General features: G+C 70.2%; 14 protein-coding genes. 6 read left to right on the forward strand and 8 right to left on the reverse strand.

Annotated features, from left to right (window positions below):
* The first annotated feature begins 640 nt into the window (after window positions 1–640).
* The 5 genes from ABEB03_RS12070 (at window position 641) to ABEB03_RS12090 (ending at window position 5,257) form a co-directional block, all read left to right on the forward strand.
* Window positions 641–2,674 (forward strand): cell wall-binding repeat-containing protein, encoded by a 2,034-nt coding sequence (locus tag ABEB03_RS12070; RefSeq protein ID WP_345646169.1) that lies wholly within the window; start codon window positions 641–643, stop codon window positions 2,672–2,674.
* 218 nt (window positions 2,675–2,892) lie between these two features.
* Window positions 2,893–3,294: a hypothetical protein gene (locus tag ABEB03_RS12075; RefSeq protein WP_345646172.1), complete on the forward strand. Its 402-nt coding sequence runs from the start codon at window positions 2,893–2,895 to the stop codon at window positions 3,292–3,294.
* Window positions 3,295–3,359: 65 nt separating this feature from the next.
* Entirely contained in the window at window positions 3,360–3,686 is a 327-nt protein-coding gene (locus tag ABEB03_RS12080; protein ID WP_345646175.1) for a hypothetical protein, read from the forward strand.
* Window positions 3,687–3,757: 71 nt separating this feature from the next.
* Window positions 3,758–4,222: a hypothetical protein gene (locus ABEB03_RS12085; protein WP_345646178.1), complete on the forward strand. Its 465-nt coding sequence runs from the start codon at window positions 3,758–3,760 to the stop codon at window positions 4,220–4,222.
* Between the two features lie 669 nt (window positions 4,223–4,891).
* Window positions 4,892–5,257 carry a hypothetical protein gene (locus ABEB03_RS12090; RefSeq protein ID WP_345646181.1) on the forward strand — a complete coding sequence of 122 codons (366 nt, stop codon included), beginning with the start codon at window positions 4,892–4,894 and terminating at the stop codon, window positions 5,255–5,257.
* A 209-nt stretch (window positions 5,258–5,466) separates the two neighbouring features.
* Here ABEB03_RS12090 and ABEB03_RS12095 read toward each other — a convergent pair whose 3' ends face one another.
* From ABEB03_RS12095 to ABEB03_RS12120, 6 genes are all read right to left on the reverse strand, one after another.
* Window positions 5,467–6,183 carry a hypothetical protein gene (locus tag ABEB03_RS12095; RefSeq protein WP_345646184.1) on the reverse strand — a complete coding sequence of 239 codons (717 nt, stop codon included), beginning with the start codon at window positions 6,181–6,183 and terminating at the stop codon, window positions 5,467–5,469.
* Window positions 6,173–6,655: a DUF6114 domain-containing protein gene (locus ABEB03_RS12100; protein WP_345646187.1), complete on the reverse strand. Its 483-nt coding sequence runs from the start codon at window positions 6,653–6,655 to the stop codon at window positions 6,173–6,175. The genes ABEB03_RS12095 and ABEB03_RS12100 overlap by 11 nt, the downstream gene beginning before the upstream one ends.
* 76 nt (window positions 6,656–6,731) lie before the next feature.
* On the reverse strand, window positions 6,732–7,355 hold the full coding sequence (locus ABEB03_RS12105; RefSeq protein ID WP_345646190.1) for a DUF6230 family protein: 624 nt from the start codon (window positions 7,353–7,355) through the stop codon (window positions 6,732–6,734).
* Between the two features lie 354 nt (window positions 7,356–7,709).
* Window positions 7,710–9,596, reverse strand: a complete 1,887-nt coding sequence (locus tag ABEB03_RS12110; RefSeq protein ID WP_345646195.1) for a multicopper oxidase family protein — start codon at window positions 9,594–9,596, stop codon at window positions 7,710–7,712.
* A gap of 298 nt (window positions 9,597–9,894) precedes the next feature.
* Entirely contained in the window at window positions 9,895–10,374 is a 480-nt protein-coding gene (locus tag ABEB03_RS12115; protein ID WP_345646199.1) for an SLATT domain-containing protein, read from the reverse strand.
* 167 nt (window positions 10,375–10,541) lie between these two features.
* Window positions 10,542–11,093 carry a hypothetical protein gene (locus tag ABEB03_RS12120; protein WP_345646202.1) on the reverse strand — a complete coding sequence of 184 codons (552 nt, stop codon included), beginning with the start codon at window positions 11,091–11,093 and terminating at the stop codon, window positions 10,542–10,544.
* Window positions 11,094–11,272: 179 nt separating this feature from the next.
* Between ABEB03_RS12120 and ABEB03_RS12125 the strand changes: the two genes are divergently transcribed.
* Window positions 11,273–14,146: an AfsR/SARP family transcriptional regulator gene (locus ABEB03_RS12125; protein ID WP_345646205.1), complete on the forward strand. Its 2,874-nt coding sequence runs from the start codon at window positions 11,273–11,275 to the stop codon at window positions 14,144–14,146.
* A 79-nt stretch (window positions 14,147–14,225) separates the two neighbouring features.
* On the opposite strand, the gene ABEB03_RS12130 is transcribed toward ABEB03_RS12125, so the two are convergent.
* Window positions 14,226–15,413, reverse strand: a complete 1,188-nt coding sequence (locus tag ABEB03_RS12130; protein ID WP_345646209.1) for a cytochrome P450 — start codon at window positions 15,411–15,413, stop codon at window positions 14,226–14,228.
* Entirely contained in the window at window positions 15,403–16,152 is a 750-nt protein-coding gene (locus ABEB03_RS12135) for a cyclodityrosine synthase (protein WP_345646212.1), read from the reverse strand. The genes ABEB03_RS12130 and ABEB03_RS12135 overlap by 11 nt, the downstream gene beginning before the upstream one ends.
* Window positions 16,153–16,203: the final 51 nt, after the last annotated feature.

Genomic DNA, 16,203 nt, shown 5'->3' on the forward strand with positions numbered 1-16,203 from the left:
GCCAGGGCGCTCGGCGAGCTGCCGGTAGGTAGCGCTCCATTCCTTGATCGAGGTCGATTTCCACCGAGAAGGGGGCCACTCGCTCCACCCTGGGTCCGGCGTCGCTGGTGATGGCGGCGGAGTCCGTTCCCGACGAAACCCGCTGGCTGGGCAACCCGATCGAGGCAGGTCTGACCACGCGCTGCTCGGAGTCGGCAGCGCATGAGCGATGCGGCGGCGGGCGGCCCGGTGCAGGGCGGCATGAGTCGGATCAAATGGGCGTCCCGCCCTACCGTGGAACTGCGCGGAACCAAAGCGAGCGCCTCGGTATCACGGACGCCTCGTCGTCACCGACCAACTGCGATTCCAGCACATGCCGTTCCATGGTCACCCCCGTCGGGATTCAGCGACCTTCACCGTCGTTCAAGTGGGTCCATCAACAACGGGCACGATGCTGAAGGGCCCGCCGCGAACCGCTGGCCCTTCAGCAGCATCTCCCGCGACTTGTCCACGGGCGCGTCGGTACCGGGTGCCCCTGCCTCCACAGATGCCGTGGCACGGCGCTATGGTTTCGCCGCTGCCGTACGGACGACGAACACGATGCCGTCCGTTCGCCTCGGGGGAGGGGCAACGCAGCCATCCATTCACCTGTGGGGGCACATTGAACATCTCTGCGCGTCGCGGATTCGCGGCGCTCACGACCGTCGCCGCACTCGCGGCCGGTCTCGTCGCCGGGCTCCCGAGCCAGGCGACCGCCGACACCGCCGGCTGGCCGGCCACGGACGGCAGGCTGCTGTACAACGAACTCGGCTCGCTGCGCTACATCAACCCCGACGGGACCAAGAGCGCCCAGTTCTACGAGACCGCGAATCAGGCCGCCTGGTCCGCCGACGGCAGCCAGATCGCCTACGTCAGCGCCTACGACGACCGTCTCCGCACGAAGACGTACGCCCAGGAGTCGATATCGGGCAACGACATCGTCATGCCGGCGGGCAGTGGCTGGCATCCGACCGATCCGACGTTCTGGTACGGCGGAGCCGACATCGTCTTCACCGCCGGAGGCCGACTGCGGGTGGCCGTGGCCAACAGCGGCCGCGCTCCCGCGGCCCTGTTCGGCACCGATGTCGACGGCTGCGACTCCAAGGCCAGCGGCGCCGTCAACGGCATGCTGGCCTTCGTGCGCACCGGCACGAGCTGCTCCACCACCGGCGCCCCGGCCGTCTGGGTCTACAACGGCGGGACCAAGGCGTTCAAGAAGCTGGCCTCCGACGCGGACGAGCCGAGCATGTCCCCGGACGGGCAGTCGCTCGTCTTTGCCCGGACCGTCGCCGGACACAAGCAGCTCTTCACGGTCAAGGTCGACGGCACCGGGCTGACCCAGGTCACCACGGACCCCGCCGACCACAACCGTCCCGCCTGGTCGCCCAAGGGCGACCGGATCGCGTACGACACCTACTTCACCGGCGGCCCGGACACCGGCCCCAGCGGTTCGCAGATTTGGATCCACGACCTCGGCACGGGCACGGAGACGCGTGTGCCCATGGCCGACGGGTCCGACGTGGCCTGGCAGCCGCTCCGGAAGAACGCGATCTCCCGGGTCTACGGCGCCGACACCTACGGCACCAACATCGCGTCGTCCAAGTGGACGTGGAACACCCTCGGCAAGAGCGTGCCGGGCCTGATGAACGCGAGCTCGGCGGTCCTCATCAGCAAGTCGGACTCCGCGTACGCCACCACCGCGACCTCACTGGCCGGCAAGAAGCACGGACCGGTGCTGATGACATCCCGCACGGGACTGGACTCCTCCGTCCAGACCGAGCTGAAGCGCATGCTGCCCAAGGGCAAGACCGTCTACCTGGTCGGCGGCACCAGCATCCTCAGCAGCTCGGTGGCGTCCAAGGTGACCTCGCTCGGGTACGTCGCCAAGCGGCTGTCCGACGTCTCGCGCTACTCCACCTCGGTGGCCGTGGCCAAGACGATCACCAGCGCCCCGAAGTACGTGTTCCTGGCGACCGGCACCGACTACCACAACGCCCTCGCGGCCAGTTCCGCCGCCGGCGCCATGGGCACCTCGGGCACCGCGGTCGTACTGCTGACCGAGGGCTCGACCATGACCCCGTCCGTGTACGGCTACCTGAACAAGTACAGCCCGAGCACGACGAAGATCATCACGGTGGGGGTCGACGCCGAGTCGGCGCTGACCAAGGCGTACAACGCCGGCAAGCTGCCCCACTGGCCCAGCAAGTACAGCTACTACCGCTTCGGCGGCAGTCCGGCGCCGGTCGCCGCGAGGCTCGCCGAGTTCTGGTGGTCGTCGCCGTCGGACGCCGCGGTGGCCTCGGTGAACAGCTGGACCGGCGGCGTCTCCGCGTCGTCGGCGATGACCACGTTCGGCCCGCTGCTGTGGACCGACGTCACCTCGCTGACGTACGACACCAAGTGGTACATGATGCGCACGTCGGCGAGCCTGAACCACGTGGCCGTGTTCGGCGGCAACGCCTCCGTCGACGCGAAGGTGGTCCCGTTGATCGGCAGGGCCATCGGCGTGGACAGCACCTACGTGTACACCTCGTACTACAAGGGTGACATCCCGCAGAGCCCGGCCTCCCAGCCGTTGTCCGCGAGCACCGCGAGCACCGGCAAGCCCGTTCCGAGCCCGGATCTGGACCCGCTCAAGGTGACAGTCTCGAGGTGACCCCGTGTCCGGGCCGCCTTCCTCCCAGAAGGCGGCCCGGACCACCGGCCGGCGACATCTCGCGAGCGCGAGCACGTCGTCACCACTCCCGGCCCAGGTCAGCCGATCAACCACCCGTAGATCACCTCGGCTTCCCGAGCTCATGCCCCTCATGGGCTGCTCGGCGAGCCGCGAAGAGCGGACCTCGATGTCAGAGCCGCACTGTACGGTCCGGCCTCATGGCCGAGAGACCGACGACGAATTGGCGCAGGGGCATGGCCCAGGAAGCCGCGGAGCTTGCCGCCGGCACTCTGGATCCCGACTGCGCGTGCATGGTCGACCTGTTCCCCGACGAGCTTCTGTCGGCAACTGATGCCGTCCTGGACACCTTTGAGGCCGAGTTGCCCACACTTGCGGAAGGAGACGACGAACGCGTCTTCGCCGTGGCGCAGCGCGTCGTCCTGGCCCTGAACGCGGTGAACGAAGCTCACGACGGGTGCGCGTTCGAGACCGACGAGCGCGAGCAACTGTGCACCTACATAGACCAGGCCCTCACCGAGCAAGGGGTCGACGTCGCGGCCCTGACCGCCAGGCGCGGACTCGGACGGCATGAGCTCACGGACCAGTGGCGGGATTGGTGAGCAAGCCGACGCCGTAGCAGGTCAGGACCCGCGACACCAACAGTCGAGGCGGCTAGGTTGAGGTCGTGGACGACGATGCGATCACCATCAGGCTCACGCACGATCAGGCATTCGTGCTGTCGGACTGGCTCTACCGAGTCATGTTCCAGTCCGACGACCTTCAGGAGATCGTGCGCGACCGAGCCGTCTGGTCCGCGATCTACACCATTTCGGGAACGCTGGACACGACGCTCAGCGAGATCTTCATGCCGGACTACGGCCCGCGCCTCGAAGCGGCCAAGCAACGCCTCCGCGCCGGCCTGTACGGCGAAGCCGACGAGTCAACGACGTTGAGCGGGGATGCTGCTATCGCACCACAAGTGCACCGGCCAGATCGCAGCTTCCCAAGCTGATGACGCCGTCACCAGTAGTCATTCGGCCGCGGGCCCTGGGCCCGGAAGGCGCCAGTGTCTACGATCGCGCGGTGAGCTACGACATCTACTTCCTGAGCCGGCGCGACGGGCAGTCCTGGGACGAGGCCCTGGAGGCGATGGAAGACGCGGCCCAGGCCGAGGACAGCGAGCCGATTCCCGGCGTACTCCTCAAAGCCTGGGAGCGAATAGTGCCGCAAGCCCGGGCTCTGCTGGGCGAAGTGGAGATCACGGAGTACGAGCAGGAGTCGCGGGACCTGAGCGACTCGGGCACCGGCATCGACTTGTCCGTGTTCGGCGACGAGGTAAGCATCACCGTGCCCTACTGGCATGCCGGAAACGACGCCGCGGTCGTCCTCGACAAGGTCTTCGCCCTCGCTGGCGTCGTCGAGAAGGAGACCGGGCTTTCCGCTTACGATCCCCAGGCAGAACGTCCCCTGACAGAGACGCCTCCGCACGACGCGGCCGGGCTCATGTCGCGGATCACCGAGGATCTGCGCAGTCGCTACGGCGGCTGAGCACCCGGTTCGACCGAGTCGGCAGGGGGGCCGAACCGTCTGCTCGCCGCTTGCCACAGTCGTGCCAGATGCAGAGGTCAGCCACGGTTGGTAGTGGCGATCGGCAGGCAGAACCGTGACGACTGGCCTGGTCGAGGTATCCGCAGGCCACCTGCCCTGTCGCCCCGCCTCTCTCCTATTAGCGGGTGTCGCAGGTTCGAATCATGCCGGGGGCAGCAGCCAAAAGGCCCCGGACCGATCATGGTCCGGGGCCTTTTGGCGTCCAGTTTTGGCGTCAACGGCCCTGCCACCGATCGACCGGATCGCGGCGGACCGCGAAGGGTCCCCCGAACGGAGGCCCCCCGTTGTTACCGAAGCCGTTGGGCCGTTCGGAGGAGTTCGGGCAGCGAGACGGCCGCGAATCCCACTGGCCGTCAGCTCCTGTTTCTCCTGCTCTCGGCATGATTCCGAGCCGGGGCAGGGCCGACACCCGGGCTCCTGTCCGGCATCAATGGCGCATACAAGGGACAGTTACCGATATATCTGCGCTTTGTAACGCGAATCCTGTCCTTGCTCTGGTGTCGCCGCAAAGGGCCACAGTGTGGGGTCCTCGGCACCTAGCCGGGAATTTCGGACAGCGCGCCCGGCTCAGACCAGGGTCGGCGTGCACGAACGTGAGGTGACAGATTCATGTCTGTTTCTCGTACGACGGTCCGCCTGATCGCCACCTTTGTGGCTACGGGCGCACTCGTCGGCGCGGCCGCCATGCCGGCTCTGGCCGCCGGAGCGGGCCATGACCGCGACAACGGGAGGGGCTACTCGCACAGCGACAGAGGCGACCGCCACCACGACGGTCACTTCGGCGACCGGGACCGGGGCTGGGACCGGGGCGAGCACCGCGGCTGGGACCGGGACCGGCACCACCGCTGGGACCGGGACCGGCACCACGGCTGGGACCGGGACCGGGACCGCGACCGCGGCTGGCACCACGGCTGGGACCGGGACCGGCACCACGGCTGGGACCGTGACCGCGGCTGGCACCACGGCCACCGCTAGGCCGCTGTACCGGCCTTGAGGCTGTGCTGCGACGCGGAGGCTCGCACCCTCCGCCACCCGTCGGCATAGCCGGCACGGCCGCCGCACCCGTCCGGAGGGCCGAAGACCGTTCCTTGCGGTCTTCGGCCCTCCGGCCACGTCCGCCTGCCGAACGGGCCGGCCCTCGTCCCGCCACGCGTCCGTGTTCCGCAGGCGGCGGGCGTGCGCTGTCACCCCGCCACGACGCCGAGGGCCGGGCCGGCGATGGACAGGTCGCCGCTGAGCCGGGCGGCCTGGGAGACGGTCACGTTCTTGAAAGTGATGGTGCGGGTGGGCGCGGCGGAGTCGGAGAGCCACGGGGGCAGCGCGTCGGGCGTGACGGTGACACTGCGGTCCGCCGGGAGCGGAGCGCCGCCCAGGCCGACGAGCGTACCGCTCAGTTTCTGGACGTACAGGGTCACCACGTCCTTGCCCTTGACCGTGGACGTGGTCGCGGGCCTGGCCCGCAGTCGCACCGCCGAGCGGCCGCGGCCCGCCGTCAGGTCGAGGTCGCCGAGGTCCAGCGACCGTGCGGTGAACTTCAGTACCCGCTCGGACCCTGCCGCGGTCCTGAGGACGGCCACGCCGCGGAAGGCACTGCCGTGGAGCACGAGTCTGTCGGCACGCAGCACCCAGGGGACGTCCGCCGCACGGTCCGGTGAGCGGGCGGCCGGCGCGGCACCGGCCGCCGGTGGCTCGGACGTGCGGATGCCGCCAGGGGCGAGCAACGCCTTCGAGGCCGTGGGCGTGGCGAGCTGCAGGCCCAAGGAAAGGGCGGCCACTGCCAGGGCGCAGGCGAGGGGCCGCAGCGGTCGGCCCGGCGAGCGGCGCTTCACCGCACTGCTCGGACGGCAGGGATCGCGCTCCGGACCGCTTTCCGTACAGCCGGTCAGGGCGTCACTTGCCACCGTGGTCCTGACCCACGGGGACGGGGGGCGACGCAAGGTCGGCCGCGGGCTGCGCATCGGTGGCGCCCGTCGGAGGAATCCAGGCGCAGGCCAGGGATCCGCCGATCAGGCCGGAGAGCAGCCCGACGAGAAGGCCCCCGAGATTGGCGACGGGGAAGGAGATGAGGGCGAGCAGGATGACCGTGATCCCTGCGAAGACGCGCGACTGCCGGTGGAACCACAGGGAGACGGCGAGGGTGACGAGGAGAACCCCGATGATCAGCGACCCGGCGCCGGCCGAGGTCGACAGTGCCAGGGGGATGGCGCCGAAGTCGAGGCGCGCGTATGGGAAGTAGATGATGGGCAGACCCGCCGCGAAGGTGAACAGGCCTGCCCAGAAGGGTCGTTCACCCCGCCAGGTCCTGAATCTGCGTCGGGCGTCGGCGGCGACGACGCGCACGTTCTCGCGTCTGCCGATTCGCTGGAGGAACACGTGAGCTTCCCTGATGTTCGGCGGGAGGGAGTACGCGGTGAGCGGGGGCGGAAGGCGCGTGCTTCGTGCCGGCGGATCAGAAGCACTCGTGGTGGCCTTGCCTGAGTCGCACATCGAGGTCCGGGACGTTGAACGTGGCGGCCGAGACGGCGACCGTGGTGAAGTGCACGTCGGTCAGGAAGGCCGAATTCGCCTGCTGGGCAAAGCCGTTGGGATCGAAGAACCGGGAGTTCCGGTCCCCCCGGCTGATCGGGCCCTTGCTGACCGCTCCTGTCGCCACGCCGATGTCGAGGTCGTCGAAATTCGCCTGGCTGCTCGACAGGGCTGTCGCGTCGAGGAACAGGTTCCTCGCTTCGACCCGGCTGTGATCGCCGCCGGTGATCTTCAGTGTGTACGGGCCCAGGACCGGGATCGTGATCACCACGGACTGGCACAGCCCGCTGATCTTCGCGTGGCTGGCGCCGGTGACGAACACCGGCACGAGGGTGCCCTTCTTGGTCACGTCCACCGTGCCGTAGATGGCCAGACCTCGGACGTCCAGAGTGTCCAGGGCCACCTGGAACTTCTGGCCGGAGATGAGGAACGACACGGCCAGCGCTCCCTGGGCCATGGCGATGCCGAGGGCCGCGGCAGCCACGGCGCTCGGGACGAGAATGCAGGCGAAGCGCTTCCAGGAGGTCCTGCCTGCACTGCGCAGCATCCCGTCTCCTCCGCTCGTACGTGGGCGCGCCGATGCCGGACAGGGGTAGGCGACGTCTCTCTCTAGTGGCGGATCCTAGGCTTCCGGGCGGGGCAGCGGACGGTACGTCAGGTCGGCCGGACGGGTGAGTCGCCTTCTGTTGCACCATCCGGATGACGCGCGGCGCGGTGCCGCCGACGGCGTCTCCGGTCCGCCGGTCACGGCCGAGCGGACGGCCGGTCACCGATGTCCGGGGCGCTTCCGGGGAGCGTCCGACGGTCTCCTCCCGGGCCGTGTCCTTCGTCGTGTCCGGGGTGCGGCCCGCGTGGCGGTGGAGTCCACCCGGGCCGTGATCACCCGGCGGTGTCGATCGCGTCAGTCGCCGGCCGGGACGATCGTCCAGGGGCGCATCAGGTCGTCGTCCTCGTGCTCGAGGAGGTGGCAGTGGTGGATGTACGTCGCCGGGAGCTCGGCGCCGCTTCCCGGGATCGACGCGATCTCCTTCTTCGGCGGGACGAATTCCTGGATGATGATTCTGGTGACCATCTGCGCGGGGGCCTTGACCGTGTCCTTGTAGGGCAGCGCTTCGTCCGGGTCCGGGGGAATCGGCGGGCCGGTGAAGTAGTCGGCCACGGCCGGGTGGTCCTCCGGCTTTCGGCCGCCGTAGACCCAGTTGTCGTAGTCCTTCTGGTAGGCCGCCGCGTCGATCGGCTGCCTGTCCAGTACCTGGAAGTTGACGAGGTGGACGTGCATCGGGTGGGCGTCGTGATTGGGATTGATGTATTCCCAGATCTCGGTCGAGCCCTCCTTGATGAAGTCCTGGGACGGCTCCATGTAGGGAACCGCGTTGAACGTCATCGTCCTGAAGAGCTCGTGCTGGTACACGACCCATTGCCGCCGACGGGTGTGCGGTTTCGGCTTGATGGCCGGGACCGACTGCAGCTTGAGCTTCTCGGGCGGTGTCGACCTGTCCTGGCCCCCGGACAGTGGCTTGCGGACCCGGAATCGCATGATCTCCGCGATCTCCGGTCCGCAGCCGGTGATTCCGGGGAAGTGGACCTGCGTTCCCGGGTAGTTCGTCAACGTGACGTCCTTGCCCGGGGGAATCTCACTGAAGTCGACGATCAGGTCGTACCGCTCGGCCGGACTGATCAGGAAGTCCAGCATGTGCAACGGAGCACGGAGGCCACCGTCCGTGCCGATCAGCCAGAACGGCAGTTGCGGCTGATGAAGTACCCCTCGGGGGGTGTCGAACCGCAGCCGCCAGAATCGCTCGTTCGAAGCGTTGAGAATGCGCAGCCGGTAGCGTCGCGGCTCGACGTCCAGGTAGGGGTACGCCTTCCCGTTGACGATCGGGGTGTCCTCGCCCTCCCTGTCGACCATGGTGTAGGCGAGCGAGCCGTTCGCGTTGAAGGTCCGGTCCTGCAGGATGAGGGGGACCTCGAATTCACCGCGCGGCAGCCCGAGCCGCTCGTCGGCGGGATCACGGATGAAGTAGAGACCGGCAAGTCCCGCATAGACGTTGAGCGCGCTCATCCCCATGGCGTGGTCGTGATACCAGAGCATGCACGAATGGTCGTGGTTGGTGTAGGCGTAGATCGCTTCGTTGGGCTTGACCCGGCCCGGCTCCAGGGTGGTGTAGCCCTCGGCGTGAAAGCCCTTCGGGCTGAACGACTGCTCCGGCAGGCCGTCGGACTGTGGTGCCGTGTAACCGCCGTGCTGGTGCACGACGTTCCACACGTTGATGTCGTCGGGGAACTGCGGCATGTACTCGTAGGGGGGCGGAGGGATCGGGGCGACGACGGGCTTCTTGTCGCGAATCATGTCGATCACGGTCTGGAACATGTGGGTGGTCGGCAGCTCGTTGCGGTACTTGACGACCGTCGGGCGGTCCCTGATCGTCTCGAAGGTCGGCCCGAGATAGCCCATGCCGATCGGCTCGTGGGGACGGTGCGGATCCGTGGCCCAGTAACCCCACACGGGTGACGGACCGAGATCCCGGTGGAAGCGCCACGACCCCTGCCGCATCGTGAACTCGTAGTAGTCGGCGCCCGGATAGGCGGACGGGTCCGGGACGGCCGTCGACGGTCTGGGTAGTGGGTCGACGAACTTCGTCAGCGAAGGGGTGTTGGTCGCCTGGTCGTCACACCCTGCCGGCGGCTGGGCCGACGAGGCGTACGCCCTCGCCCCGAGGACACCCCGTGGAAGCATGCCCGCGGCCCCCATGGCGCCGGCCATGAGGAATTTCCTTCGCTCGATCATCGTCTCCAGCTCTCCCTCGCCTCATGTGACGGTCAAGGGATACAGGGCTGGTTCGAAACGCCGTCGAAGCGCACCGGTCCGGTCCGGGAAAAGCCACTCATTGAGCCGATCTCGGCCCCAATTCCATATACATCGACATTGGGAACCGATTATTTACGAATTGGAACCTGATGATTATCGGCAGTCCTCATCGGATTTATCTGTGTTTTGTATGAGCCCGTAGGTATTTTTCTTCGTCCGTCGGCGGGGGCCGGCTGCCGACCGGCCGGCGGTCGGCAGCCGGTCACCCACCCGCGGGTCAGGGCAGTGCCGGGCCGCCCGTCGGGTCCGCGCCGCCCACGGTCGCGCGACTGCGTTGTTCGACCCACTGGCGGAGTTCCTCGTCGCCCACCTGCTCGACCGCGGCGAGCAGCTCGCGGCGGGCCGTCTCGTCCCGGTCGGCCTCCGGCAGGAGCCGGTAGCGGTTGACGGCCCGGCGGAGGGTCTCGCGGGACTGTGCCGCGAGGACGTAGCGCGGGCCGTGTGCGAAGACCTGGCGGAAACCGGTGAAGAACAGGGCGCCGCCCGCGATGATCGCCGTCAGCCAGGCCGGGGCGTGCAGGCCCGCCGCGACGACCGTCGCCGAGGAGGTCGCCAGGGCTCCCAGCTCGGACACGCGGTACCACAGGCGCGCCGAGTCGCGGACCCTCTCGTAGAAGGCCAACTCGCCCTGGGCCAGAGCGAGTACCGGATCGGGGGCTTCGGACCAGGCGGTGGCGTCTGGCTGCTGTCGGCGCATGGGTACATGGTGTCCTCGTGCCGCCCCACGGGAAACACCCCCCGTGCCGTCACGCGGCGGGAACCTCGCGGCGAGGCCACCGTCACCGTCGTGGCACCCGACGGAACTCCGCGTCGAAGGCACCCTCACCGTCGGAGTACGCGCCGCCGCAGGCGCCGACCGCACCGTCACCGCACGCGCCGGGGCTCCCGGGTCAACACGTACGACTCCCCCGCGAGCCGGATCCGGTCGTCGCCGTCCACGTGGCAGCCCAGACGTGCCGGAAGGCCGCGGAGATAGGCGACGGCGGGGGCGGTCAGGCGGATCCTGCCGTCGCCCAGCTGTGTGATGCCCTCGGGTGCGTCGAGCGCGGCGAACCAGGCGGCGTGCTCCCGTCTCACCTTCGCGGTGTACGTGCCGTCGCGGTCGGTCTCCTGTTCCAGGGCGAACAGGACGTCCCCGTAACGGGCGTGGTCGAGCACGGCGCGCACGGCCTCGACCACGTCCGGCAGGCCCGTGCCCACCTCGTCGGTGGCGAAGACGCGGACACCGGGGCGGACCCGCGCGTACGCGGACCAGGCCCCCGCGCGGGACGGGATGACGTAGCCGACCGGGAACCCTCCCGGGAGCCCGTCGTCCACGCAGACGTACACGATCTCCGCGACGTCGCTCCGCTCCTGCGTGAGGAACAGCCTCCGCCGCTTCAGCTGACCCGTGAGGGACCGGTCGATGACGGCCACGTTCGTGTTTCCTTCCTCGTCGGGAGGCGGCGGCCGTTCCCCCGGTCCACGGCCGCCGCACTTGCACACCCTCGCGGAAGACGCTGCAATGCCGGTGAAATTCTGATGATGCGCGGAGCGGAGGCTTCGAGGTGGGCTCGGAATCCCGTCGACGGTTACGACTCGCGGTGCTCGGGCCGATGCGGGCCTGGCGCGACGGCGGACGGCTGGCCCTCGGGCCCGTCCGGCAGCAGGCCGTGCTGGCCGCGCTGGCGCTGCGCCCGGGACTCCTGGTGAGCCGCGAGCAATTGCTCGACGGGGTCTGGGGGGAGAGTCCGCCGCAGTCCGGCCGCAAGGTGCTGCCCAGCTACGTCTACGGGTTGCGGCAGACGCTCGACGAGAGCGGCACCGCCCCGGCCGACTCCCTGATCCGCGGGGAGCGGGGCGGGTACCGCCTGGTCGTCGACGGGATCCGGCTCGATGTGGCGGAGCTGGCCGAGCGGGTCGACGAGGCCCAGCGGGCGAAGGCGTCCGGCGACCCGGTGACGGCGGCGGACCGGCTGTCGGCGGCCCTCGCCCTGTTCGACGGCGAGCCGCTCGCCGGGCTGCCGGGACCGTACGCCGACGCCGAGCGGCAGCGGCTGCTGGCACGCCTGCGCACCGTTCGGCTGGAACGGCTCGAATGCCTCGTCCTGACGGGCCGGTTCGCCGACGCCCTGGACGAGCTCGCCGCCCTGTCCGCGGCCGATCCCGCCGACGAGTCGCTGGTGGCGCTGCGCATGCGTGCCCTGTACGGCAGCGAACGTCAGGCGGAGGCGCTGGGCGTCTACCAGGACATGTGCGGGCGGTTGCGCGAGGAGCTCGGCGTCGACCCCGGGGACGAGCTCCGCCGCGTGCACGAAGCGGTGCTGCGCCGGGACGACGAACGCCTCCTCGGCCCGGCCGCGGCCCACACCACCCACCTACCCGGTGCGGCACAGCGGGTCTCCTCGCCCCTCCGCGCGGTCAACGACCTGCCGGGCGACTCGGGCCGGCTGATCGGCCGGGACAGGGAGCTGGCGCAGCTGATCGCGCCGGCCGCGCCCGGTTCGGTTTCGGTCGTCACGGTGGACGGTACGGCCGGGGTCGGCAAGACCGCGCTCGTCGTGCGCGCGGCCCGCGAGCTCAGCGGCCACCACCCGGACGGCTGCCTGTTCGTGGACCTGCACGCGCACAGCGCGCAGCGGCGGCAGGCGCCGGAACGGGCCCTGCAGCGGCTGCTGCGCAGCCTCGGCGCGGCGAGCGGTGAGCTGCCGGGCGACCTCGAGGAGCTCACCGCCGCCTGGCGCGCGGCGACCAGCCCGCTGCGGCTGCTCCTCGTACTGGACGACGCCCTCGACGCCGACCAGGTACGGCCGCTGCTGCCCGCCGGGGCGGGCAGCAGGGTGCTGGTGGCCGGCCGGCGGCGGCTCGCGGAACTGGACGCCGACCGCCGGGTCACCCTGGAGCCCTTGGAGAGCGGGGACGCGGTGTCGCTGCTCACCCACCTCATCGGAGCGGAGCGCGCGAGCGGGGAGCCGGAGGCGACGCGGCAGTTGGCCGGACTGTGCGACGGGCTGCCGCTGGCGCTGCGCATCGCGGGGTCGCGGCTGCAGAACCGCCACTCCTGGACGGTGGAGCACCTGGTGGGCCGCATGGCGGGCGACGAGCACCGGCTCGGTGAACTGAGCGTCGGGGACCGCAGTGTGGAGGCGGCCTTCCGCCTGTCGTACGACCAGCTCACGCCTGGGCAGCAGCGCGGGTTCCGCGCCCTCGGTGTGGCGCCGACGGTCGAGTTCGACGTGCTGACGGTGGCGGCCGTGCTCGACGCGCCGCCCCGCGACACCGAGCGGGTCCTGGAGAGCCTGGTCGACACGAGCCTGTTGCAGGAGCCGCGGCCGGGCCGCTACCGGCTGCACGACCTGGTGCGTGTGCACGCGCGGCGGGTCGCCGAGGCCGTGCCCGCCGAGGCCGCCGCGGCGCGCAGGGCCGCGTACCGGCTCTTCCTCGACGCGGGCCGGATCACCAGCGACTGGGGCCGTACCGGTTTCCCCACCGGGCCGCGGCCCTCCGTCGGTCCGTTCGGCACCTGGCAGGACGCGGAGGCCTGGCTGGACGCGGCCGGCGGGGAGCTGCCCGACGTCGTCGCGCACGCCGCGGCCCACGGTGAGACCGACTTCGCCTGCTGGATCGCGGAGGCGTTGTGCGACTACTTCGTGCGGCAGGGCCGCTACCAGGAGGGCCGAACGGCGCTGGAGACCGCGCTCGCGCAGGTCGACGAGGCCGGCGATCCGCGCATGTCCCAGGCCCTGCGGAACTGCCTGGGCTACACCTGCGTCCACCAGCGCCGGTACGCACAGGCCCGCGCCTGCTTCATGGAGGCGCTGGAGATCGGCCGGCGCGCCCCCGACCCGTATGAGAAGGCCCGTTCCCTCACCGGCCTGGGGGCTCTCGATCTGAGTCTGGGGGACGGTGACGGCGCCCTTCGCCATGCCGCGGCCGGGGCGGAGCTGGCCGAGCGGCTGGGCAGCGACTGGGTCGCCTCGATGGCGCTCGTCATCCTCGGTCTCACCCACTACTTCGGCCGACGCGACGAGGAGGCGCTGGCCTGCTTCGCCGACGCCCGGACCCACGCCGAGCGGGACGGCAGACCGCGCATGCTCGGCAGGCCCCTGAGCTGCGCCGCGGACGTCCACCTTCGGCTCGGCGACCACGGTGAGGCCAGGCGCGTGCTGCGCCGGGCGGTCGGCCTGGTCGAGCAGGCCGGGGACGTCTTCCTGTGCGCACGCAGCCTGACCCGGCTGGGCACGGTGGAGCAGGCCGAGGGCGACCCGGACGCGGCCGTCGCCCTGCACCACCAGGCCCTGCGTCAGCACGCGTTGCTGTCCCCCCTCACGGAACCCAGCTACGACTGGCTGGAGATGGACATCCGGTCCCGGCTGGGCCATGCCTATCTGGCGACGGGTCGGGTCCATGAGGCCAGGCAGCAGTTCCAGCACGTGCTCGCCGTCCACGCCGCCCACGCGCACGGAGGCGGACGCGCGGGCGGCTTCTGAAGCCCGGAGGGGCGGCGGAGGCGACACCGGACGCCGGCCGGGGACCGCCCGCTCTTCGGGCCCCGGCCGGCGTCGTCCGTCACCACATCGCCGGCAACCGCTCCGGGATGCGCTTCATGAATCCGGTGCGCCAGACCAACTGCTCGATCGGCACCGCGAGTCGGACGTCGGGCATGCGGGTGAGCAGGGTCTCCAGGGCGATCTCCGCATGGCGCTTGCCCAGTGCGGTGGCCGGGCAGTAGTGGCGTCCGCCGCCGAAGGACAGGTGGGTGGTGCTGTTCTCGCGGGTCAGGTCGGGCCTGAGCGGGTCGGGGAACTCCTCGGGGTCGAAGTTGGCGCCCTCGACGAGGACGAGGACGAGTTCGCCCCTGCGGACGTGCACGTCGCCGAGCCGTACGTCCTCCAGGGCGAGCCGGGGCAGTCCGTCGCCGATGGAGAGGTTGATGCGCAGGAGTTCGTCGACGGCGGCCGGGATCCTCTCGGGGTGCTCCGTCACCTCCCGTCGCAGTTGCGGGTGCTGGAAGAGGGAGACCAGGGCCATGGTCAGGAACCCGGACGTCGAGATGACGCCCGCGCCGAACATCGTCACCCCGACCGTCGCCAGCATCTCGTCCGTCAGGTGCGCGTACTCGGGATCCTCGCGCAGGGCCGCCAGCGCGGACATCAGGCCGGTCGTCGACGGGTCGTCGAGGCGGTCGGTCATGTACGCGATGTCCCGGTCCCAGTTCAGGCGGGCGCCGGTGACGGGGCAGGCGGAGTTCATGAACGCGATGTCCAGGCTGCGCATCAGCCGGGGTGCGTCCGCCTGCGGGATGCCGAGGATGTGGCAGTGCATGCCGGCCGAGTACGGGTCGGTGAAACCGCCGCGCAGGTCCGCGGGCGCGCCCTCGGCGAGCAGGGCGTCGACCAGTCGGGCCGCGTGCGAGCGCATCCAGTCGGTGAGGCCCTCGCTCTTCGGGTTGAGGGCCTTGAGGACGGCCTTGCGCAGTCCTGCGCCGGTGATGTTGCCCATGTTGTTGACGACCTCGGGCGGGATCGTCAGGGCGTACTGGCGGGGCACGCCGGGCGCCGAGGTGTCCTTCAGGCTGAAGCGGGCGTCCTCCAGCACCTGGGTGCACAGCTCGTAGGACGAGACCAGCCAGGCCTCGTCCCCGGCGATGGTCCGCACCCGGCGCACGGGGGTCGACTCACGCAACTTGGCAACCTCGGCCGGGAGTTGGTCGCCGCGCCAGGAGAAGGGGAAGTCGAGCAGTTCCTCAGTGGGCATCGCCGGCTCCTTCCGTGGGTGTGACGATCGCGTGCCCCTGGTTGCGGGACGCGCGCAGGCCCGATCCGCGCGCGTAGAGCAGTTCGGCCATCGGCAGCAGCTGGTGGTAGCAGTTGAGGGAGGAGGGGACGCCCAGGATGGCCGGGGTGTCCAGGAAGAGCGGCGCCTCGGCGCACACGTACTCCAGGCACACGGCGCGCTGCCGCTCGGTGGCCGCCTGCCCGTCGAGGACCTTCGTGGCGAGGTAGGCGTCCACCAGCGCGTCGCAGGTTTCGCGGAACTCCGCGTCCTCGTCGAGGAGTTCGTGGATGTGGTCGTGGATCCGCCGGTAGGCCGGGTTGTCCGCGAAGTCGGACATGGCGTATGCGGCGAGCCGCGCGCCGCCCGCGCCGTGGGCCGCCGCCGCGGCGGTCACCTTGGCGCGTACGCCTCGCAGGTTCTTCACCGCCTTGCGCCGGGCGTCGTCGGCGGGATAGCCGAGCGCCTCGTACATCTCGGCCACATGGAGGTCGGTGTAGACGAGGTCGACCCGGTCGAAGTGCTCGACGCCCCAGCGGGCCAGGTCGTCGACCCGGCGAGCCGAGAAGTAGCTGTTGCCCGGCGAGACGCCGATCACGGCGTGGTCGCCCGCGGCGTGGATGACCTGACAGTGGGGTGTGTAGGGCTGGACTCTGAAAAGGCCCGCGATGGTCGGGCGGGGAGTGACGTGCTGGATCTCGGAGACGGTCGCAGTCGTCAACTGGAGAGTGTCCTTCGCGTCGCTAGTCCCGATGGAGCCTGGTGCTCCTGG

It is taken from the genome of Streptomyces siamensis (assembly GCF_039543605.1).
Taxonomy (GTDB): Bacteria; Actinomycetota; Actinomycetes; order Streptomycetales; family Streptomycetaceae; genus Streptomyces; species Streptomyces siamensis.

Excerpts from the sequence above, each read along its gene's own strand:
- ABEB03_RS12075 (WP_345646172.1), top strand. The coding sequence starts at position 2,893 with ATGGCCGAGAGACCGACGACGAATTGGCGCAGGGGCATGGCCCAGGAA.
- ABEB03_RS12105 (WP_345646190.1), bottom strand. The coding sequence starts at position 7,355 with ATGCTGCGCAGTGCAGGCAGGACCTCCTGGAAGCGCTTCGCCTGCATT.
- ABEB03_RS12125 (WP_345646205.1), top strand. The coding sequence starts at position 11,273 with ATGCGGGCCTGGCGCGACGGCGGACGGCTGGCCCTCGGGCCCGTCCGG.
- ABEB03_RS12115 (WP_345646199.1), bottom strand. The coding sequence starts at position 10,374 with ATGCGCCGACAGCAGCCAGACGCCACCGCCTGGTCCGAAGCCCCCGAT.
- ABEB03_RS12110 (WP_345646195.1), bottom strand. The coding sequence starts at position 9,596 with ATGATCGAGCGAAGGAAATTCCTCATGGCCGGCGCCATGGGGGCCGCG.
- ABEB03_RS12090 (WP_345646181.1), top strand. The coding sequence starts at position 4,892 with ATGTCTGTTTCTCGTACGACGGTCCGCCTGATCGCCACCTTTGTGGCT.
- ABEB03_RS12130 (WP_345646209.1), bottom strand. The coding sequence starts at position 15,413 with ATGCCCACTGAGGAACTGCTCGACTTCCCCTTCTCCTGGCGCGGCGAC.